This is a genomic window from Enterobacter cloacae complex sp. HYC042_NIDB, assembly GCF_056673315.1.
In genome coordinates this window covers 3,714,884-3,735,924 of sequence record NZ_CP109650.1, presented here as the reverse complement: position 1 = coordinate 3,735,924, position 21,041 = coordinate 3,714,884, and the positions used below count along the sequence as shown (strand labels likewise).

Genomic DNA, 21,041 nt, shown 5'->3' with positions numbered 1-21,041 from the left:
ATACTGGAAAAGGTATTAGGCATGCAGAAAGAAAAACTTTCCGCTTTAATGGATGGTGAGACGCTGGATAGTGAGCTGCTCAACGAGCTGTCTCATTCTCCCGAAATGCAAGAGACCTGGGAGAGTTACCATCTCATCCGTGACACGCTGCGCGGTGATACCGGAGAGGTTCTCCATTTCGATATCTCAGCCCGCGTGATGGCGGCCATCGAGAATGAGCCTGTTCATCAGACCACTCCGCTGATTCCTGAAGCTCAACCCGCACCGCACCTGTGGCAGAAAATGCCGTTCTGGCAAAAAGTGCGTCCGTGGGCCAGCCAGCTTACCCAAATGGGGGTGGCTGCATGCGTATCGCTTGCAGTTATCGTTGGCGTCCAGCACTATAATACTCAGTCTGAAACTAATCAGCAGCCAGAAGCGCCAGTGTTTAACACACTGCCGATGATGGGCAAAGCCAGCCCGGTAAGTCTGGGCGTACCGGCTGATGCCTCCGCCAGCGGCGGTCAGCAACAGCAGGTTCAGGAGCAGCGCCGTCGCATTAATGCGATGTTGCAGGATTATGAGTTGCAGCGTCGTCTGCACTCTGAACAGCTTCAGTTTGAGCAGGCCCAAACTCAGCAAGCTGCTGTGCAGGTGCCCGGAAACCAAACTTTAGGAACGCAATCGCAGTAATGAAGCAACTTTGGTTCGCCATGTCTCTGATGGCGGGTAGCCTGTTCTTCTCTGCTAACGCCTCGGCTGATGTTTCATCCGGGGCGTTGTTGCAGCAAATGAATCTGGCCAGCCAGTCACTCAATTACGAGTTGGCATTTATCAGCATCAACAAGCAGGGCGTCGAGTCGTTACGCTATCGCCATGCCCGTCTTGATAACCAGCCGCTCGCCCAGCTATTACAGATGGATGGCCCGCGTCGGGAAGTTGTCCAGCGTGGCAACGAAATCAGCTATTTCGAGCCCGGTCTGGAGCCTTTCACGCTGAATGGCGACTATATCGTTGATTCTCTGCCGTCGCTTATCTATACCGACTTCAAACGACTTGCCCCTTACTATGATTTTATTTCGGTAGGGCGTACCCGTATTGCAGACAGGCTGTGTGAAGTGATCCGCGTGGTTGCGCGCGATGGTACGCGCTACAGCTATATCGTCTGGATTGATGCGGAAACCAAGCTGCCGATGCGCGTGGACCTGCTCGACCGCGACGGCGAGACGCTTGAACAGTTCCGCGTCATCTCCTTCAGCGTGAACAATCAGGTTGGCAACAGCATGCAGAATCTGGCGAAGGCCAGCCTGCCGCCGCTGCTTTCTGTTCCTGCAGGGGACTCCGCTAATTTCAACTGGGTTCCTTCCTGGATACCGCAAGGCTTTAGCGAAGTGTCCAGCAGCCGTCGTCAGTTGCCCACCATTGATACGCCGGTTGAATCACGCCTCTATTCCGATGGCTTGTTCAGCTTCTCGGTGAATATCAACCGCGCAACGGCAAACAGCGCTGAACAAATGCTTCGTACCGGGCGTCGTACGGTCAGCACCATGGTTCGCGATAACGCAGAAATCACGATTGTGGGGGAATTACCTCCGCAGACGGCGAAGCGCATTTCAGACAGCATTAAATTCAGGGCCGCACAATGATTAAAGAGTGGGCGACCGTCGTCTCGTGGCAGAATGGTATTGCGCTGGTCAGCTGTGATGTTAAAGCCTCATGCAATAGCTGCGCATCCCGAGCCGGTTGTGGCAGTCGCGTGCTGAATAAGTTAGGGCCACAGACATCGCATACGATCTCCGTGCCGAGCGAACAGCCGCTGGTGGCGGGTCAGAAGGTGGAACTGGGCATTACGGAAGGCAGTCTGCTGAGTTCCGCGATGCTGGTCTATCTCTCCCCGCTGGTGGGGCTGTTTGTCATGGGCGGCCTTTTTCAGATGCTGTTTGGTACCGACGTGGCCGCCATGTGCGGCGCAGCTTTGGGTGGCGTAGGGGGATTCTGTCTTGCCAAAGGCATCTCACCGAAGCTCGCCGCGCGCGATGAGTGGCAGCCCGTTATTCTGAGCGTTGCGCTGGCGCCTGACCAACTTCGCGTCGAGACGCTCTCTTCTGAGGCCCGGTGATCCACCGGGCTTTATCATTATTTACATCTCAAAAAAGAAAACGCCATTTCTTCGCGCTATGCTTGGCTCTAAGTGCATTTCCAGGTTGCGGGTATGTAGTGTAGAATGCTGCGTTTTCGCACTGAAAAACGTCAGGCTAAGAACAGCGGCCTCCAGGAATTCGTAAGGCATAATTATTTAACTATATGAAGAACATACGTAACTTTTCGATCATTGCTCACATTGACCACGGTAAGTCGACGCTGTCTGACCGTATTATCCAGATTTGCGGTGGCCTGTCTGATCGTGAAATGGCAGCCCAGGTACTGGACTCCATGGACCTGGAACGCGAACGCGGTATCACCATCAAAGCGCAGAGCGTGACGCTCGACTATAAAGCTTCTGATGGCGAAACCTATCAACTGAACTTTATCGACACCCCAGGCCACGTTGACTTCTCCTATGAAGTATCACGCTCGCTGGCGGCCTGTGAAGGTGCGCTGCTGGTGGTCGATGCCGGGCAGGGCGTTGAAGCCCAGACCCTGGCGAACTGCTACACCGCGATGGAAATGGATCTCGAGGTTGTGCCGGTTCTGAACAAAATCGACCTGCCAGCCGCCGATCCTGAGCGCGTGGCGGAAGAGATTGAAGACATTGTCGGCATTGACGCGACCGACGCCGTACGCTGCTCCGCGAAAACCGGTGTGGGTGTGACCGACGTGCTGGAACGCCTGGTACGTGATATTCCGGCCCCGGAAGGCGACCCGGATGGTCCATTGCAGGCGCTGATCATCGACTCATGGTTCGATAACTACCTGGGCGTGGTCTCTCTGGTGCGTATCAAAAACGGCACCATGCGTAAAGGCGACAAAATCAAGGTTATGAGTACCGGACAGGTCTACAACGCAGACCGTCTGGGTATCTTCACGCCAAAACAGGTTGACCGTACCGAGCTGAAATGCGGCGAGGTAGGCTGGCTGGTCTGCGCGATTAAAGACATCCTCGGCGCGCCAGTAGGCGATACCCTGACCGGCGCGCGTAACCCGGCAGACAAAGCGCTGCCAGGCTTCAAAAAGGTGAAACCGCAGGTTTACGCGGGTCTGTTCCCGGTCAGCTCTGACGACTACGAAAACTTCCGCGATGCGCTCGGCAAGCTGAGCCTGAACGATGCCTCCCTGTTCTACGAGCCAGAAAGTTCAACGGCGCTGGGCTTCGGCTTCCGCTGCGGCTTCCTCGGCCTGCTGCACATGGAGATCATTCAGGAACGTCTGGAGCGTGAATACGATCTGGATCTGATCACCACCGCACCAACGGTAGTCTACGAAGTGGAAACCACCTCGAAAGAAGTGATCTATGTCGACAGCCCGTCCAAGCTGCCGCCGCTGAACAACATTCACGAGCTGCGCGAGCCTATCGCAGAATGTCACATGCTGCTGCCGCAGGAGTTCCTGGGGAACGTTATTACGCTCTGTATTGAGAAGCGTGGCGTGCAGACTAACATGGTTTACCACGGTAACCAGGTGGCGCTGACCTATGAAATCCCTATGGCGGAAGTGGTACTCGACTTCTTCGACCGTCTGAAGTCTACCTCCCGTGGCTATGCGTCACTGGATTACAACTTCAAGCGTTTCCAGGCTTCCAACATGGTGCGCGTGGACGTGCTGATCAACGGCGAGCGTGTGGATGCGCTGGCGCTGATCACCCACAACGACAATGCGCCGTACCGTGGCCGCGAGCTGGTTGAGAAGATGAAAGATCTTATCCCGCGTCAGCAGTTTGACATTGCGATTCAGGCGGCCATCGGTAACCACATCATTGCCCGCTCAACCGTGAAGCAGCTGCGTAAAAACGTTCTGGCGAAGTGCTATGGCGGTGACGTCAGCCGTAAGAAAAAGCTGCTGCAGAAGCAGAAAGAAGGTAAGAAGCGTATGAAGCAGGTCGGTAACGTTGAGCTGCCGCAGGAAGCATTCCTTGCCATTCTTCATGTCGGTAAAGACGGCAAATAACCTTAAGGAGTTGGCATGGCGAACATGTTTGCCCTGATCCTGGTCATCGCTACGCTGGTGACAGGCCTGCTGTGGTGCCTGGATAAGTTTATCTTCGCCCCAAAACGCCGTGAACGTCAGGCTGCCGCGCAGGCAGCGACTGGCGATGCGCTTGACGCGAAAACCTTGAAGAAAGTTGGCCCGAAACCGGGCTGGCTGGAAACGGGCGCGTCGGTGTTCCCGGTGCTGGCGATTGTGCTGGTGGTACGTTCGTTTATTTATGAGCCGTTCCAGATCCCATCGGGATCAATGATGCCAACGCTGCTGATCGGTGATTTTATTCTGGTTGAGAAGTTTGCCTACGGCATTAAAGATCCGATTTACCAGAAAACGCTGATCGAAACGGGGCATCCGAAACGTGGCGACATCGTGGTGTTTAAATATCCGGACGATCCGCGTCTGGATTACATTAAGCGCGCGGTGGGTCTGCCGGGTGATAAAGTGACCTACGATCCGGTTGCGAAGGAAGTCACCGTTCAGCCGGGCTGCAGCTCCGGTACCGCGTGTGAAAACGCGCTGCCAATCACCTACTCAAACGTTGAGCCAAGTGATTTCGTGCAGACTTTCGCCCGTCGTAACGGCGGTGAAGCGACCAGCGGGTTCTTCCAGGTGCCAAAAGGTGAAACCAAAGAGAACGGCATTCGTCTGGTTGAGCGCAAAGAGACGCTGGGCGATGTCACTCACCGCATTCTGACCGTGCCAATCGCGCAGGACCAGGTGGGGATGTATTACAAACAGCCGGGTCAGCAGCTGGCCAGCTGGATCGTACCGCCGGGACACTACTTCATGATGGGCGATAACCGCGATAACTCCGCGGACAGCCGTTACTGGGGCTTTGTGCCGGAAGCGAATCTGGTGGGTAAAGCAACCGCGATCTGGATGAGTTTTGAGAAGCAGGAAGGCGAGTGGCCGACCGGCGTGCGCCTGAATCGTATTGGCGGAATCCATTAATTCTCAGGAAAAGAACACGTAGCCGCGTTATTTCGCGGCTACGTGAATTATTTCCTCGATAAATCTCTTTGAACTAACGACATCCCCTGTCGTTGTGTATAGAATATTCCCCCGAAGTTTAAGGTTGGCCCTGCAAGGGCGCCACGGCACACGAAACCGCGTTGGTTTTCTCAGGTCGGTTTCGTGTGCTGCATTTTTGACGCATTCATTTATTGGTATCGCATGAACCCCATCGTAATTAATCGGCTTCAACGGAAGCTGGGCTACACTTTTCATCATCAGGAGTTGTTGCAACAGGCATTAACCCATCGCAGTGCCAGCAGCAAACATAATGAGCGTCTCGAGTTTCTGGGTGACTCTATTTTAAGTTTCGTGATTGCGAATGCGCTTTATCATCGTTTCCCGCGCGTGGACGAAGGTGATATGAGCCGCATGCGCGCCACGCTGGTGCGCGGCAACACCCTCGCTGAAATCGCGCGCGAATTTGAACTGGGTGAATGTCTGCGTCTTGGGCCGGGTGAACTGAAAAGCGGCGGCTTCCGTCGTGAATCTATTCTTGCCGATACGGTCGAAGCATTAATTGGTGGCGTGTTCCTGGACAGCGATATCCAGACCGTAGAAAAGCTGATCCTCAACTGGTATCAGACCCGTCTGGACGAAATTAGCCCGGGCGATAAACAAAAAGATCCGAAAACGCGCCTGCAGGAATATTTGCAGGGCCGTCATCTGCCGCTGCCATCCTATCTGGTGGTGCAGGTTCGTGGCGAAGCGCACGATCAGGAATTTACCATCCATTGCCAGGTCAGTGGCCTGAGTGAACCGGTGGTGGGCACAGGTTCAAGCCGCCGTAAGGCTGAACAGGCTGCCGCCGAACAGGCGTTAAAAATGCTGGAGCTGGAATGAGCGAAGAAAAAACCTATTGCGGATTTATTGCCATCGTCGGACGTCCGAACGTCGGCAAATCCACCCTGCTGAATAATCTGCTTGGGCAGAAGATTTCCATCACCTCGCGTAAGGCGCAGACCACGCGTCACCGCATTGTCGGCATCCATACTGAAGGCGCGTATCAGGCGATCTACGTCGATACCCCTGGCCTGCACATGGAAGAGAAGCGTGCCATTAACCGTCTGATGAACAAGGCGGCGAGCAGCTCCATCGGCGACGTAGAGCTGGTGATTTTCGTTGTGGAAGGCACCCGCTGGACGCCGGACGACGAAATGGTACTGAACAAGCTGCGTGACGGCAAAACGCCGGTGATCCTCGCTGTCAACAAAGTTGACAACGTGCAGGAAAAAGCTGACCTGCTGCCGCACCTGCAGTGGCTGGGCAGCCAGATGAACTTCCTCGATATCGTTCCGCTGTCTGCTGAGACTGGCCTGAACGTCGATACCATCGCGGGCATCGTACGTAAGCACTTGCCAGAAGCGATTCACCACTTCCCGGAAGACTACATCACCGATCGCTCTCAGCGCTTTATGGCGTCTGAAATCATCCGTGAAAAGCTGATGCGTTTCCTGGGCGCCGAGCTGCCGTACTCTGTGACGGTGGAGATCGAGCGTTTCCAGAGCAACGAGCGCGGTGGCTACGACATTAACGGCCTGATCCTCGTCGAGCGTGAAGGGCAGAAGAAGATGGTGATCGGCAACAAAGGCGCCAAGATCAAAACCATCGGTATCGAAGCCCGTAAGGACATGCAGGAGATGTTCGAAGCGCCGGTTCATCTGGAACTGTGGGTGAAGGTGAAATCTGGCTGGGCCGATGATGAGCGTGCTCTGCGCAGCCTCGGTTACGGCGAAGATCAGTAACTCAAGACGACGAGTATAATGGAAGGTTGGCAGCGCGCCTTCGTTCTCCATAGTCGTCCCTGGAGCGAAACCAGCCTGATGCTGGACGTCTTCACGGAAGAGTCGGGCCGCGTGCGCCTTGTTGCGAAAGGCGCACGTTCCAAACGTTCTAATCTGAAGGGTGCCCTACAGCCTTTTACGCCGCTGCTGGTTCGCTTTGGCGGGCGAGGGGAAGTCAAAACCTTGCGCAGCGCTGAAGCCGTCTCTCTGGCGCTTCCCCTTTCTGGCATCACGCTCTACAGCGGTCTGTATGTCAACGAGCTCATCTCCCGCGTCCTTGAACATGAGACTCGCTTCTCGGAACTTTTCTTCGATTATCTGCACTGTATCCAGGCACTGGCGGGTGCGACCGGCACGCCCGAACCCGCCCTGCGTCGTTTCGAACTGGCGCTGCTGGGCCACCTCGGGTACGGCGTGGATTTTCTGCACTGCGCAGGCAGCGGTGATGAGGTGGAAGACACCATGACCTACCGCTACCGCGAAGAAAAAGGCTTTATTGCCAGCGTCGTCGTTGATAACAGTACTTTTACCGGACGCCAGCTCAGAGCGCTTTATGAACGCGAGTTTCCGGACGCCGACACCCTGCGCGCAGCAAAACGCTTTACCCGGATTGCCCTCAAGCCGTATCTTGGCGGCAAGCCCTTAAAGAGCCGCGAATTATTCAGGCAGTTTATGCCCAAACGTTAGACCACAGCATCAGAAAGAAAACCGAGGATTGTCATGGCTGAATTACTGTTAGGCGTCAACATCGACCACATCGCCACCCTGCGCAACGCGCGCGGCACGGCGTATCCCGATCCGGTTCAGGCGGCGTTTATCGCTGAACAGGCTGGTGCCGACGGCATTACCGTTCACCTGCGTGAAGACCGCCGCCACATTACCGACCGCGACGTGCGCATTCTTCGTCAGACGCTGGACACCCGTATGAATCTGGAGATGGCGGTCACCGAAGAGATGCTGACCATTGCCTGCGAGACCAAACCGCACTTCTGCTGCCTGGTGCCGGAAAAACGCCAGGAAGTGACCACCGAAGGCGGGCTGGACGTGGCGGGGCAGCAGGACAAAATGCGCGATGCCTGCAAGCGCCTGGCGGATGCCGGTATCCTGGTTTCTCTGTTTATCGACGCCGATTTCGCGCAGATTAAAGCGGCAGCCGACGTGGGCGCGCCGTATATTGAAATTCACACTGGCTGCTATGCCGATGCTAAAAACGATGCCGAGCAGGCCAAAGAGCTGGAGCGTATCGCCAAAGCGGCCACCTACGCCGCGAGCCTGGGATTGAAGGTTAATGCCGGTCACGGCCTGACCTACCACAACGTGAAGGCCATTGCTGCTCTGCCGGAAATGCATGAGCTGAACATCGGCCACGCCATTATTGGCCGCGCGGTGATGAGCGGCCTGAAAGAGGCGGTTTCAGAGATGAAACGCCTGATGCTGGAAGCGCGTCAGTAATGGCCATTTTGGGCTTAGGCACCGATATCGTCGAAATAGCCCGCATCGAAGCGGTGATCGCCCGGAGCGGCGATCGCCTCGCAAGGCGCGTGCTGAGCGATAACGAATGGGCCATCTGGGAAGCGCACCAGCAGCCGGTGCGTTTTCTGGCAAAGCGCTTTGCGGTAAAAGAGGCGGCAGCCAAGGCCTTCGGGACCGGCATTCGTAACGGCCTGGCATTTAACCAGTTCGAAGTTTTTAATGATGAGCTGGGCAAACCGCGCCTGCGTCTGTGGGGTGAAGCGCAAAAGCTGGCGGAGAAGCTGGGGGTGAATCATATGCACGTGACGATCGCAGATGAACGCCACTATGCCAGCGCGACGGTGATTATCGAAAGCTAAATTTTGTCCGCGTGGTGCATCAGGACAAATTTATCCCACAGCTGCTCTTCGCTCTCGACGTGTGTCGGATCCTTCAGAATAGTGTTGGGGATCGGGCACACCTTCTGACAGGTCGGCGTCTCATAGTGGCCGACGCATTCCGTGCAGCGGTCGCTGTTAATCTCGTAAATGCTGTCGCCCATCGAAATCGCCTGATTCGGGCATTCGGGTTCGCACATATCGCAATTGATGCATTTTTTGGTAATTAACAGCGCCATCAGGAAATTCTCAGAAACAACACAAACTGGGCGGGCATTATACGCGTCAAACCAGTTTCTTTACCAGTTCTTCGCTGTGACGAATGCGCTCAGGCGCGCGCTCCAGATCCTGCTGTACCAGCGCCATAAACAGCAGGTCCGTCAGCATCATTTGTGCGCTGGTGGACGAAATTGCCGCGCTGCGCGTGGCCTGCTCTTCGGCAATGGTATACAAACAGCGCGTTGCCCGCTGCTGCAGCGCATTTGGCGTAAAGCCGGTGATCGCCAGAATTTTGCCGCCGACGCGCAGGGCTTCGTCGGTCGCCATGTTGATCTCGCGGCGCTCGCCGGAGTAGGAGATGGCCAGCAGCAGATCGTCAGGATCCATCGCCTGCACGGTCGCCAGCAGGGCGTGCATATCCTGCTCGACGATGGCGTTAAAACCGATTTTAGTCAGCTTCCAGCCAAAATTACGCGCCACCAGACCGGACGCGCCAATACCGGTCAAAATAATACGCCGCGCCGCCCGCAGCATCGCCACGCTTTCCAGTAATTTCTCTTCGGTATTCACGTCCAGCGTGGCGTGCATGGCCGCCACGTTCTCCTTGATCAGCTTTTCCCCAACCAGACGCATCGGGTCATCGCCGCGGATCTGGTTATGCACCGGCATGGACTGCGGATTCGGGTTACTCACCAGCGCTTCGCTGATTGCCAGCTTAAGAGCGGGAAAACCCTTAAACCCGATCTTCTGGGCAAATTTCACCACGCTTGACTGGCTCACTCCAGCTTCGCTTGCCAGCTGCTGTGAGCTGAGGTGGCGGGCGCGATCGGGCTGAGAAAGCAGAAAATCCGCCAGCTTTTTGTCGCTTTGAGCAAAGCCGGCGTAGCGCTGGCGAATGCGAATTAAACAGTTCATGAGTACTCCCGGCGGAAATGTGATTGTCTGCGCAAAAACGAATTCTGCTCGCCTGAATGAATTTTATATTCCATTATAGTGTGATTATTATGAATTAAAAATTCTTGAGGTACAAAAAATGAATCTTGGCTCACTTGTTTCTGAAACGCGTAACCCGCAAACCATGGATCTGGATGCGCTCTCCACCCTGGAGCTGGTTAACCGCTTTAATCAACAGGATACGCTGGTCGCGCAGGCAGTGAAAGAGACATTGCCAGAGGTGGCGAAAGCGGTCGATGCGGCGGCGGAAGCTCTTAAGGCCGGTGGCCGCATTATCTATATGGGGGCCGGTACCAGCGGGCGTCTCGGGGTGCTGGATGCCTCGGAATGTCCGCCCACCTTTGGCGTTCCGCACGGCCTGGTGGTTGGCCTGATTGCAGGTGGTCCCGGCGCGCTGCTGAAGGCCGTTGAAGGGGCGGAGGACAACAAACAGCTGGGTGAGGATGACCTGAAGGATCTGAACCTGACGGCGAACGACCTGGTGGTCGGCCTGGCGGCATCCGGGCGCACGCCGTACGTCATTGGCGGCCTGGAATACGCCAACCGGACCGGCTGCACGACGATCGCCATCTCCTGCAACCCCGGCTCGCCGATTGCGCAGGTGGCCGCTATCGCCATCTCTCCGGTCGTTGGGCCGGAAGCGCTCACCGGCTCCACGCGCCTGAAATCCGGGACCGCGCAAAAGCTGGTGCTCAATATGATCTCCACCGGTGCGATGGTGAAGTTCGGCAAGGTCTACCAGAACCTGATGGTCGATATGCAGGCCACCAACGTCAAGCTGGTGGACAGAGCCTGCCGCATGGTGATGGAGGCGACAGGCGCGGGCCGTGAAGAGGCAGAAGCGGTGCTCAGGCAGACCGAGCACGACGTTAAACCGGCCATTTTAATGATCTTAAGCGGGCTGGACGCGGCGGCTGCGCGAGCCAAACTCGACGCGCACAACGGCTTCTTACGGGCGGCTTTAGAAAACTAGCAGAGGCGTTTATGGACAAAACAGCAGCGCTCGCCAGCGATATCCTGCAGGGGATAGGCGGGGAGAAAAATATTCAGCGTCTGGAAAACTGCATGACGCGCGTGCGCGTCGAGGTGCATAACGACGATCAGCTTGACGTGCCGGGTCTGAAGAAGCTGTCCGGCGTCAGTGGCTACGTGAAACAGGGGCAGCAACACCAGTTGATCGTCGGGCCGGGCAAGGCGGCGCAGGTTGTCGATGCCATGCGCGCGCTGATGGTCGGCGGTGCAAGCGTGACGGTTGACGACGCTGAACGCACCAAAGCGCAGGCGAAGGCCAAATACAAAGCTCCCATGAGCGATGCGCTGCGACAGCTGGCAAACGTCTTTATCCCGTTGATCCCGGCGTTTATAGCTTCCGGCTTGATCACCGGGATCATCAACATCCTTAAGCGGCCAGATATCGTCGGGGATTTTGCCACGCAGTATCCGAACCTGCTGGGCATTCTCGGGATCTTCGGCAGCGCGGTGTTTGCCATTATGAACATCCTGGTCGGGGTCAATACCGCGAAGGTGTTTGGCGGCTCGCTGGCCATGGGCGGCGTAATGGCAGGGATCTTGTCCAGCCCGCAGCTGGCGCAAATCACGCTGTTTGGCGAGGCGCTCCAGCCTGGTCGCGGCGGGGTGATTGCCGTGCTGCTGGTGGTTATTCTTATGTGCTGGATCGAGAAAAAGCTACGCGCGGTTCTGCCTGGCTCGATTGAGCTGATCCTCAACCCGCTGCTGACCACGTTAATTACCGGTAGCGTCGCGATTGTGGTCCTTCAGCCACTAGGCGGGTGGATCTCTGACGCCATTGCCCACGGCGCGTCTCTGGCTATCGACCGCGGCGGTCTGCTGGTGGGGGCGGTGCTGTCAGGTACCTTCCTGCCGCTGGTGCTGACCGGCCTGCATCAGGGGCTGGTGCCGATCCACGTCGAGCTGGTGCAGGCGCACGGCTATAACGCGCTGCTGCCTATTCTCTCGATGGCGGGCGTCGGGCAGGTGGGGGCAGCGATTGCCGTCCTGATGAAAACCCGCAACGCGCGCCTGAAAAAAGTGATTAAAGGGGCGCTGCCGGTCGGGCTGCTCGGCATTGGCGAGCCGCTGATATTCGGCGTCACGCTGCCGCTGGGTAAACCGTTCCTTGCGGCCTGTCTGGGGGGCGCGGTAGGCGGGGCACTCATCAGCTACTGGAAAGTCGCCACCGTTATCACCTTTGGTCTCTCCGGTTTACCGCTGGCATTAACCATCGTGACCGGAAAAGTCATGCTCTATCTGTTAGGCTATTTAGTAGCGGTGATCGCCGGGTTCCTGTTTACCTGGCTGTTAGGATTCAACGACCCAGAGGAGTAAGGTTTGGCCAATCACGAGCGTCGCGTTGTCTTTTTCGATCTGGATGGAACGCTGCATCAGCAGGATATGTTTGGTACGTTTATGCGCTACCTGCTGCGGCGTCAGCCTCTGAACGCGCTGCTCGTCTTACCGCTCTTACCCCTCATTGGCATCGCGCTGCTGGTAAAAGGCCGGGCGGCGCGCTGGCCGATGAGCCTGCTGCTGTGGGGATGTACGTTTGGCCACAGCGAAGCGCGGCTCAAACAGCTCGAAAACGAGTTCGCTCTCTGGTTCCGCGGCCACGTTGCCGCGTTTCCCGTGGTGCAGGCGCGTCTGACCAGCTATCTTGACGCCAACGATGCCGATATCTGGCTGATTACCGGCTCCCCGCAGACGCTGGTGGAGCAGGTCTACTTTGATACCCCCTGGCTGCCGCGCGTAAACCTTATCGCCACGCAAATTTCCCGCGGCTACGGCGGCTGGGTCCTGACGATGCGCTGTCTGGGGCATGAAAAAGTGGTCCAGCTGGAAAAACGCATCGGCACGCCGCTGCGTCTTTACAGCGGCTACAGCGACAGCAAGCAGGACAACCCGCTGCTCTATTTTTGCCAGCACCGCTGGCGCGTTACTCCCCTCGGTGAACTTCAGCAACTCGAATAGTCTTATCTGTAAGGGCTGTGTATAATGCCGCCCGCTTTTAGACTGGAGTATCAGCCCTTGTCCACCTCAGAACACAATCATGAATACTGGATGCGCCACGCGCTGGCGCTGGCTCAACGGGCCTGGGACGAGGGCGAAGTGCCCGTGGGCGCGGTGCTGGTTCATAACAACCGGGTGATTGGGGAAGGGTGGAACCGTCCTATTGGCCGCCACGATCCTACAGCGCACGCCGAAATTATGGCGCTTCGTCAGGGCGGCCTGGTGCTGCAAAACTATCGTCTGCTCGATACCACTCTGTACGTCACCCTTGAACCCTGCGTGATGTGCTCCGGGGCGATGGTGCACAGCCGAATCGGTACCCTGGTGTTTGGAGCGCGAGATGAAAAAACCGGTGCGGCCGGTTCACTGATGGACGTGCTGGGTCATCCAGGAATGAATCATCAGGTGCAGACTATCGGTGGGGTACTTGCACCAGAGTGTTCGGGGCTATTAAGCGATTTCTTTCGAATGCGCCGTCAGCAGAAAAAGCAACAAAAGGCAGAAATGAAGTTGTCGGATGATTAAGCTCGTCCGGCGCTACAACCGGATAACTTTCCGCCAGCTGTTTTGCCTCTGTTGCCTCTTTCTCTTTCTCCAGCAGATAGCCGACCAGGCTAATCTGATACTTACGTATATTTTCCACGTAGGCGTAGGCTTCATGTCCGCGCGCGTAGCCATACGTCAGCTTGTTGTACCATGGCTTCTGGCTCAGCAGCGGCAGGCGCTGTTTTACGTCTGACCAGCTGTCCGGGTTTCCCTTCGTTTTCGCCGTCAGAGCCCGCGCGTCAAGCATGTGCGCGTAGCCCATGTTGTAGGCCGCCAGCGCAAACCAGATCCGTTCCTCTTCCGGCACGGTTTCCGGGACTTTAGCCATCATATCCTGCAGGTAGCGCGCCCCGCCGCTGATGCTCTGTTCCGCATCGGTACGGTCGTTAACGCCCAGGCTCAGCGCGGTATTTTTGGTTAACATCATCAGTCCGCGTACGCCCGTTGGCGACGTGGCCTGGGTGTCCCAGTGGGACTCCTGGTACGAGATAGCCGCCAGCAGTTTCCAGTCAATCTCCTGGGCATATTTTTCGAAAAGCGGCTGCAGGTCAGGCAGGACGCTGTCAACCGCGCGCAGGAAGCTGCGGGTGTCAACGTAGTCAAAGTCATCCCCGTGGCCGAGGTACTTCTCCTCAAGTCGCGCCAGCGTGCCGTCTTCATTAATGGTGTTATAAAAATCCAGCATGGCCGCCGAGAGGGTCTGGTCATCATCCAGATGGGTAAACCAGGTCACCGGCTGTTCGTCCGTCACGTCCAGCGCCACGGCGATTTCAGGATGCACCCGCTGGAACAGGCTGATCGCCACCGAATCGGCAATGGTGTAAGGCAGTTTCTGATCTTTGACCTGCTCCAGCAGCTCCGTCGTGCCGAGTTTAGGGTCAACCGTCCAGCTCAGATCCGGGTATTTTTTCTCCTTTAACTCACGCAGGTCGTCAATCACTACGTGGCCGGGAGCAATCGTCAGCTGTTGCGCGTTGATCGAGGCAAGCGTACGCGGGCGCAGGCTCCCGACGCGATAAACCAGCTGCTGGGAAACGGAGTAGTAGGTCGGGCCCGGCTGGTAGTTCTTGCTGCGCTCGCTGTTATAGACCAGCCCGGCAGCGAGGATATCGGCGTTGTTGTTGTCCAGGTCGTCAAACAGCTGGTTGATGTTCTGGCGGACGGTAATTTTAAGCTTCACGCCCAGATAATCGGCAAACTGCTGCGCCAGCTCATAATCCAGACCAATAATTTTGCCGTTGATGTCGCTGTAAATCAGCGGAGAGTTGAGGGTACTGACGCGCAGTTCCCCCCGCTCCTGAATGGCGGCGATACGATTTTCGGCTTTGCCGAACCAGGGGATGGAAGGCCAGAGGGCCACTGCCAGCAGCAACGTTACAATGCCGATGAGCAGATAATTAATCTTTAATTTTTTCAATTAGTTAATTCTCTGCGACGCCGGTTGCCTCAGTCTGCTGTAGCCATGTTAATCATAAGGTTTGTCATTGAATGAGCGGCATTTTGCGTAAACTTGCGCCACTTGGCAACCAATTAGAGAGACAGGTCACATCTATTGTTAAACGCTGAAGTCGATTTTATTTCGACGCAAACGGTTTCGTCGGCGCTCAGGATTCTCTATAATGACGCCCGTTTTCCCCCCTTGCGCACACTGTAAGCGCCCCGGCGCTTCGAAGACGAGAGACTTATGATGGAAATTCTGCGTGGTTCGCCTGCACTGTCTGCCTTCCGTATTACCAAACTGCTGGCACGTTTTCAGGCGGCCGACCTTCCGGTAAGCAATATTTACGCTGAGTATGTCCATTTTGCTGACCTGAATGCCCCCCTGAATGCAGAGGAGCGCGTACAGCTGGAACGCCTGCTCAAGTATGGCCCAAATCTGAGCAGCCATACGCCAACCGGCAAACTGATCCTTGCGACGCCGCGTCCGGGCACCATCTCCCCCTGGTCTTCCAAAGCCACCGACATTGCCCACAACTGCGGCCTGAGCCAGATTAACCGTCTGGAACGCGGCGTAGCGTACTACGTCGAAGCCTCTACCCTGAGCGACGCGCAGTGGCAGGCGGTTGCGGCTGAATTGCACGACCGCATGATGGAGAGCGTGTTTGCCTCTCTTGATGACGCACAGAAGCTTTTCTCCCATCATCAGCCTGCGCCGGTACAGAGCGTGGACCTGCTGGGGCAGGGCCGTCAGGCGCTGATTGACGCCAACCTGCGTCTCGGCCTGGCGCTGGCAGAAGACGAAATTGACTACCTGCAGGACGCGTTCGTTAAGCTCAACCGCAACCCGAACGACATCGAACTCTACATGTTCGCGCAGGCCAACTCTGAGCACTGCCGCCATAAGATTTTCAACGCCGACTGGATCATCGACGGCGAACAGCAGCCGAAGTCGCTGTTCAAAATGATCAAAAACACCATGGAACAAACCCCTGACCACGTGCTGTCTGCCTATAAAGACAACGCCGCGGTGATGGAAGGTTCCGAGGTGGGCCGCTTCTTCGCCGATCGCGAAGCAGGGCGCTATGACTTCCATCAGGAGCCTGCGCATATTCTGATGAAAGTGGAAACCCACAACCACCCGACGGCCATTTCTCCGTGGCCGGGTGCGGCGACCGGCTCCGGCGGCGAAATCCGTGACGAAGGGGCGACCGGTCGTGGGGCGAAACCAAAAGCGGGTCTGGTCGGTTTCTCCGTCTCCAACCTGCGCATCCCTGGCTTTGAACAGCCGTGGGAAGAAGATTTCGGCAAGCCAGAGCGCATCGTGACCGCGCTGGATATCATGACCGAAGGTCCGCTGGGCGGCGCGGCGTTTAACAACGAATTTGGTCGTCCGGCGCTGAACGGTTACTTCCGTACCTACGAAGAGAAGGTGGACAGCCACAACGGCGAAGAGCTGCGCGGCTACCACAAACCGATCATGCTGGCAGGCGGGATCGGCAACATCCGTGCCGATCACGTGCAGAAAGGCGAGATCGTCGTCGGCGCGAAGCTGATCGTGCTGGGCGGCCCGGCGATGAACATCGGTCTGGGCGGCGGCGCGGCCTCCTCTATGGCCTCCGGCCAGTCTGATGCGGATCTCGATTTTGCCTCCGTGCAGCGTGACAACCCAGAGATGGAGCGTCGCTGCCAGGAAGTGATCGACCGCTGCTGGCAGCTGGGCGATGCTAACCCGATTCTGTTCATCCACGACGTGGGCGCGGGCGGCCTGTCCAACGCCATGCCGGAGCTGGTGAGCGACGGCGGTCGCGGTGGCCGTTTCAACCTGCGCGATATCCTGAGCGATGAGCCGGGCATGAGCCCGCTCGAAATCTGGTGTAACGAATCCCAGGAGCGCTACGTGCTGGCGGTTGCGGCCGACCAGCTGCCGCTGTTTGACGAGCTGTGCCGCCGCGAACGCGCGCCGTATGCCGTCATCGGTGAAGCGACCGAAGAGCAGCACCTGACTCTGAGCGACACCCATTTCGACAACCAGCCTATCGATCTGCCACTGGACGTGCTGCTCGGTAAAACGCCGAAGATGACCCGCGACGTAACAACCCGTAAAGCAGCGGGCAAAGCGCTGGATCGCCAGGGCATCACCGTGGCAGAAGCCGTTAATCGCGTGCTACACCTGCCTGCTGTTGCTGAGAAAACCTTCCTGGTGACCATCGGCGATCGTACCGTGACCGGTATGGTGTCGCGCGATCAGATGGTTGGCCCGTGGCAGATCCCGGTGGCGAACTGCGCCGTGACCACCGCGAGCCTCGACAGCTACTACGGCGAAGCGATGGCGCTGGGCGAACGCACCCCGGTGGCGCTGCTGGACTTCGCCGCCTCCGCACGACTGGCGGTTGGTGAAGCGCTGACCAACATTGCGGCGACGCAGATTGGCGACATCAAACGTATCAAACTTTCCGCGAACTGGATGGCGGCAGCCGGTCACCCTGGTGAAGACGCGGGCCTGTATGAAGCCGTGAAAGCGGTGGGTGAGGAGCTGTGCCCAGCCCTCGGCCTGACCATTCCGGTGGGTAAAGACTCCATGTCGATGAAAACCCGCTGGCAGGAGGGTAACGAGCAGCGCGAGATGACGTCTCCGCTGTCGCTGGTGATCACCGCGTTTGCCCGTGTAGAAGACGTACGCCATACCGTTACGCCGCAGCTGGCGACCGAAGATAACGCCCTGTTGTTGATTGACCTGGGTAAAGGCCACAACGCGCTGGGCGCCACCGCACTGGCGCAGGTTTACCGTCAACTTGGCGACAAGCCAGCCGACGTGCGCGACGTGGCGCAGCTAAAAGGCTTCTACGACGCAATTCAGGCGCTGGTGGCACAGCGCAAGCTGCTGGCCTACCACGACCGTTCCGACGGCGGCCTGCTGGTGACCCTGGCAGAGATGGCCTTCACCGGCCACTGCGGCGTGGAAGCGAACATTGCAACGCTTGGCGAAGACCGCCTGGCGGCGCTGTTTAACGAAGAGCTGGGTGCAGTGATTCAGGTTCGCGCCGCAGACCGCGAGGCGGTGGAAGCGATTCTGGCGAAGCACGGTCTGGCAGACTGCGTCCACTATCTGGGGAAAGCCGTTCAGGGCGACCGTTTCGTCATTGAGGCCGACGGTCACGCCGTGTTCAGCGAAAGCCGCACCACGCTGCGCATGTGGTGGGCAGAAACTACATGGCAGATGCAGCGCCTGCGCGATAACCCGGAATGCGCCGATCAGGAGCATAACGCGAAAGCGAATGACCAGGATCCCGGCCTGAACGTGAAGCTCTCCTTCGACATCAACGAAGACATCGCTGCGCCGTACATTGCGACCGGCGCGCGTCCGAAAGTGGCCGTGTTGCGCGAGCAGGGCGTTAACTCCCACGTTGAGATGGCTGCGGCCTTCCACCGCGCGGGCTTTGACGCTATCGACGTCCATATGAGCGACCTGCTGGCCGGGCGTACCGGTCTGGAAGATTTCCATGCGCTGGTGGCGTGCGGCGGTTTCTCCTACGGTGACGTGCTGGGCGCAGGCGAAGGCTGGGCGAAGTCCATTCTGTTTAACAGCCGCGTGCGCGACGAGTTCGAGACCTTCTTCCATCGTCCGCAAACCCTGGCGCTGGGCGTGTGCAACGGCTGCCAGATGATGTCTAACCTGCGCGAGCTGATCCCGGGCAGCGAAGCCTGGCCACGCTTTGTGCGCAACCAGTCCGACCGCTTCGAAGCGCGCTTCAGTCTGGTTGAAGTGACTCAGAGCCCGTCTCTGCTGCTGCAGGGGATGGTTGGCTCTCAGATGCCAATCGCCGTTTCCCACGGCGAAGGTCAGGTAGAAGTGCGCGATGCGGCCCATCTGGCGCAGCTCGAGAGCAAAGGCCTGGTGGCGCTGCGCTTTGTCGATAACTTCGGCAAGGTCACGGAAACCTATCCGGCGAACCCGAACGGCTCCGTCAATGGTATTACGGCGGTGACCAGCGAAAGCGGTCGCGCGACCATCATGATGCCGCACCCTGAACGCGTGTTCCGTACCGTGAGCAACTCCTGGCACCCGGAAAACTGGGGCGAGGACAGCCCGTGGATGCGTATCTTCCGCAACGCGCGTAAACAGCTGGGTTAAGATGTAAAGCAGGTACTTTGTAGACCCGGTGAGCGTAGCGCCACCGGGTTTTTTTATGCGTGTCGCAAAATTGCGACAAAGAGGGTATAGGGGTGTCTCCAAATGGAGACATTTAACTCATTGATTTATATATGGCAGGACAGGTTCCCGTTAAGGTGTTGCTTAATAGCGACACTTAGCCTGGAAATCATTCAGCGCACAACAAATAGATTAAACCAATAAAAGATATATATTTCAATGTGTTAATATTTTGTTTTGCATTCTGGCATGGGTGTTGCATAATATTAACCAGTGGCTCATTCACCTTCTTATGTCAGCCCCTTCGGGACGTGCTACATAAACTTCGAATGACGCACAAAAAGGTGCCTGCCGTCCAACTACTGATCATAGCGATGCTTTATCAGGCCAGGGCGAAACGTCGAGTTAGGCACCGCCTTATTCCATAACAAAGCCGGGTTTTTACCCGGCTTTGTTGTATCTGAAGGGCAGACTCAGTTACGCTCTCCGTAAACCCCCATGAAGAGAGTAATGCGTTGAAACGCTGGCCCGTTTTTCCCCGCTCCCTGCGACAGCTCGTGATGATGGCCTTTCTGCTGATCCTGCTGCCGCTGCTGATCCTCGCCTGGCAGGCATGGCAGAGCCTCAACGCACTGAGTGCCCAGGCGGCGCTGACGAACCGCACCACGCTTATCGATGCCAGACGCAGTGAAGCGATGACCAACGCTGCGCTGGAGATGGAGCGTAGCTATCGTCAGTACTGCGTGCTCGACGATCGGACGCTGGAGAAGGTGTACCAGAGCCAGCGCAAACGCTACAGCGAAATGCTGGATGCCCACGCGGGCGTGCTGCCGGACGACAGGCTGTATCAGGCGTTACGTCAGGATCTGAACGATCTCGCGCAGCTGCAGTGCCAGAACAGCGGCCCGGATGCGGCTGCCGCCGCGCGCCTTGAGGCATTCGCCGCCGCCAATACCGAAATGGTGCAGTCAACGCGCACGGTCATTTTCTCTCGCGGCCAGCAGCTGCAGCAGGAGATTGCCGAGCGCGGCCAGTTCTTCGGCTGGCAGGCGCTGGTGCTGTTCCTGGTGAGCCTCGGGCTGGTGCTGCTCTTTACCCGCATGATCATCGGCCCGGTGAAGGGTATTCAGCGTATGATCAACCGCCTGGGGGAGGGGAAATCGCTCGGGGATACGGTTGCCTTTAAAGGCCCGCGCGAGCTGCGATCCGTCGGTCAGCGCATTATCTGGCTATCCGAGCGCCTGGCGTGGCTGGAATCCCAGCGTCATCAGTTCCTGCGCCATATTTCCCATGAGCTGAAAACCCCGCTGGCCAGCATGCGTGAAGGAACGGAGCTGCTGGCGGACGAGGTGGCAGGGCCACTTACGCCGGAGCAGAAAGAGATTGTCGAAATTCTGGACGCCAGCAGCCGCAACCTGCAAAAGCTGATCGAGCAGCTTCTGGATTACAACCGCAAGCTGGCTGACGGGACGGTGGTACTGGAAGAGGTGGAGATTGAGCCACTGGTGGATATGGTGATCTCCGCCCATAGCTTGCCGGCAAGAGCTAAAATGATGCATACCGGGGTGGAGCTGAATGCGCTGACCTGCCTGGCTGAACCCATGCTATTAATGAGCGTTCTGGATAATCTTTACTCCAATGCGGTGCACTATGGTACTGAATCCGGTAACATTTATATCCGAAGTTATACGAAGGGCTCCCGGGTGTTTATTGACGTCGCAAACACCGGCACCCCGATCCCCGATGACGAAAAAACCATGATCTTCGAACCCTTTTTCCAGGGGAGTCATCAGCGGAAAGGCGCGGTAAAAGGAAGCGGTCTGGGATTAAGCATTGCCCGGGACTGCATACGACGCATGCAGGGTGAGCTAAACATTGCCACGGACGAACGTTCAGATGTTTGCTTCCGTATTGAACTGCCCCTGAGCCGGAAAAATTAAT

At 57.2% G+C, this 21,041-nt stretch carries 19 protein-coding genes; 16 read left to right on the top strand and 3 right to left on the bottom strand.

The features are described 5' to 3' along the window. Positions 1 to 21: 21 nt before the first annotated feature. The 10 genes from rseA (at position 22) to acpS (ending at position 8,749) form a co-directional block, all read left to right on the top strand. Entirely contained in the window at positions 22 to 672 is a 651-nt protein-coding gene (gene rseA, locus OKF39_RS17825; protein ID WP_479983212.1) for an anti-sigma-E factor RseA, read from the top strand. Beyond that, complete coding sequence (gene rseB / locus OKF39_RS17820; RefSeq protein WP_048999422.1) at positions 672 to 1,625, top strand: sigma-E factor regulatory protein RseB; 954 nt, start codon at positions 672 to 674, stop codon at positions 1,623 to 1,625. Before rseA ends, rseB begins: the two co-directional genes overlap by 1 nt. Beyond that, positions 1,622 to 2,098, top strand: a complete 477-nt coding sequence (rseC, locus tag OKF39_RS17815) for a SoxR-reducing system protein RseC (RefSeq protein ID WP_126818728.1) — start codon at positions 1,622 to 1,624, stop codon at positions 2,096 to 2,098. The genes rseB and rseC overlap by 4 nt, the downstream gene beginning before the upstream one ends. 185 nt (positions 2,099 to 2,283) lie before the next feature. Continuing rightward, positions 2,284 to 4,083 carry a translation elongation factor 4 gene (gene lepA, locus OKF39_RS17810; RefSeq protein WP_028014099.1) on the top strand — a complete coding sequence of 600 codons (1,800 nt, stop codon included), beginning with the start codon at positions 2,284 to 2,286 and terminating at the stop codon, positions 4,081 to 4,083. 15 nt (positions 4,084 to 4,098) lie between these two features. After that, positions 4,099 to 5,073 (top strand): signal peptidase I, encoded by a 975-nt coding sequence (gene lepB / locus OKF39_RS17805; RefSeq protein WP_047364182.1) that lies wholly within the window; start codon positions 4,099 to 4,101, stop codon positions 5,071 to 5,073. Between the two features lie 222 nt (positions 5,074 to 5,295). Continuing rightward, positions 5,296 to 5,976 carry a ribonuclease III gene (rnc, locus tag OKF39_RS17800; RefSeq protein ID WP_003860711.1) on the top strand — a complete coding sequence of 227 codons (681 nt, stop codon included), beginning with the start codon at positions 5,296 to 5,298 and terminating at the stop codon, positions 5,974 to 5,976. Further along, positions 5,973 to 6,878, top strand: coding sequence for a GTPase Era (era, locus tag OKF39_RS17795; protein ID WP_028014097.1), 906 nt, complete (start codon positions 5,973 to 5,975; stop codon positions 6,876 to 6,878). Before rnc ends, era begins: the two co-directional genes overlap by 4 nt. Positions 6,879 to 6,896: 18 nt before the next feature. Then, a complete protein-coding gene (gene recO / locus OKF39_RS17790; protein WP_028014096.1) occupies positions 6,897 to 7,604 on the top strand; it encodes a DNA repair protein RecO in 708 nt (235 codons plus the stop codon). 33 nt (positions 7,605 to 7,637) lie between these two features. Continuing rightward, complete coding sequence (gene pdxJ / locus OKF39_RS17785) at positions 7,638 to 8,369, top strand: pyridoxine 5'-phosphate synthase (protein WP_041908673.1); 732 nt, start codon at positions 7,638 to 7,640, stop codon at positions 8,367 to 8,369. Then, a complete protein-coding gene (acpS, locus tag OKF39_RS17780; RefSeq protein ID WP_028014094.1) occupies positions 8,369 to 8,749 on the top strand; it encodes a holo-ACP synthase in 381 nt (126 codons plus the stop codon). The genes pdxJ and acpS overlap by 1 nt, the downstream gene beginning before the upstream one ends. Here acpS and OKF39_RS17775 read toward each other — a convergent pair. Beyond that, the gene (locus OKF39_RS17775; protein WP_028014093.1) at positions 8,746 to 9,006 is read right to left on the bottom strand and encodes a YfhL family 4Fe-4S dicluster ferredoxin; all 261 of its coding nucleotides are present in this window, start codon (positions 9,004 to 9,006) and stop codon (positions 8,746 to 8,748) included. The two genes, acpS and OKF39_RS17775, sit on opposite strands and share 4 nt — an antisense overlap. 46 nt (positions 9,007 to 9,052) lie before the next feature. Next, positions 9,053 to 9,901, bottom strand: a complete 849-nt coding sequence (locus OKF39_RS17770; protein ID WP_028014092.1) for a MurR/RpiR family transcriptional regulator — start codon at positions 9,899 to 9,901, stop codon at positions 9,053 to 9,055. Between the two features lie 118 nt (positions 9,902 to 10,019). On the opposite strand from OKF39_RS17770, the gene murQ reads away from it, so the two are divergent. From murQ to tadA, 4 genes are read left to right on the top strand one after another with little or no spacing between them, the layout of a single operon-like run. Beyond that, the gene (gene murQ, locus OKF39_RS17765; protein WP_479983211.1) at positions 10,020 to 10,913 is read left to right on the top strand and encodes an N-acetylmuramic acid 6-phosphate etherase; all 894 of its coding nucleotides are present in this window, start codon (positions 10,020 to 10,022) and stop codon (positions 10,911 to 10,913) included. 11 nt (positions 10,914 to 10,924) lie between these two features. Beyond that, positions 10,925 to 12,286 carry a PTS transporter subunit EIIC gene (locus OKF39_RS17760; RefSeq protein ID WP_041908677.1) on the top strand — a complete coding sequence of 454 codons (1,362 nt, stop codon included), beginning with the start codon at positions 10,925 to 10,927 and terminating at the stop codon, positions 12,284 to 12,286. Between the two features lie 3 nt (positions 12,287 to 12,289). Further along, positions 12,290 to 12,925, top strand: coding sequence for a phosphatidylglycerophosphatase C (gene yfhb, locus OKF39_RS17755; protein WP_479983210.1), 636 nt, complete (start codon positions 12,290 to 12,292; stop codon positions 12,923 to 12,925). A 24-nt stretch (positions 12,926 to 12,949) separates the two neighbouring features. After that, positions 12,950 to 13,489 carry a tRNA adenosine(34) deaminase TadA gene (tadA, locus tag OKF39_RS17750; protein WP_479983209.1) on the top strand — a complete coding sequence of 180 codons (540 nt, stop codon included), beginning with the start codon at positions 12,950 to 12,952 and terminating at the stop codon, positions 13,487 to 13,489. Here tadA and mltF read toward each other — a convergent pair. Then, positions 13,377 to 14,927, bottom strand: coding sequence for a membrane-bound lytic murein transglycosylase MltF (mltF, locus tag OKF39_RS17745; RefSeq protein ID WP_479983208.1), 1,551 nt, complete (start codon positions 14,925 to 14,927; stop codon positions 13,377 to 13,379). The genes tadA and mltF overlap by 113 nt on opposite strands. 267 nt (positions 14,928 to 15,194) lie before the next feature. On the opposite strand from mltF, the gene purL reads away from it, so the two are divergent. Continuing rightward, entirely contained in the window at positions 15,195 to 19,082 is a 3,888-nt protein-coding gene (gene purL / locus OKF39_RS17740) for a phosphoribosylformylglycinamidine synthase (RefSeq protein WP_049136688.1), read from the top strand. Between the two features lie 533 nt (positions 19,083 to 19,615). Then, positions 19,616 to 21,040 carry a two component system sensor histidine kinase QseE/GlrK gene (gene qseE, locus OKF39_RS17735; RefSeq protein ID WP_126345887.1) on the top strand — a complete coding sequence of 475 codons (1,425 nt, stop codon included), beginning with the start codon at positions 19,616 to 19,618 and terminating at the stop codon, positions 21,038 to 21,040. The last annotated feature ends 1 nt before the right edge of the window (position 21,041 follow it).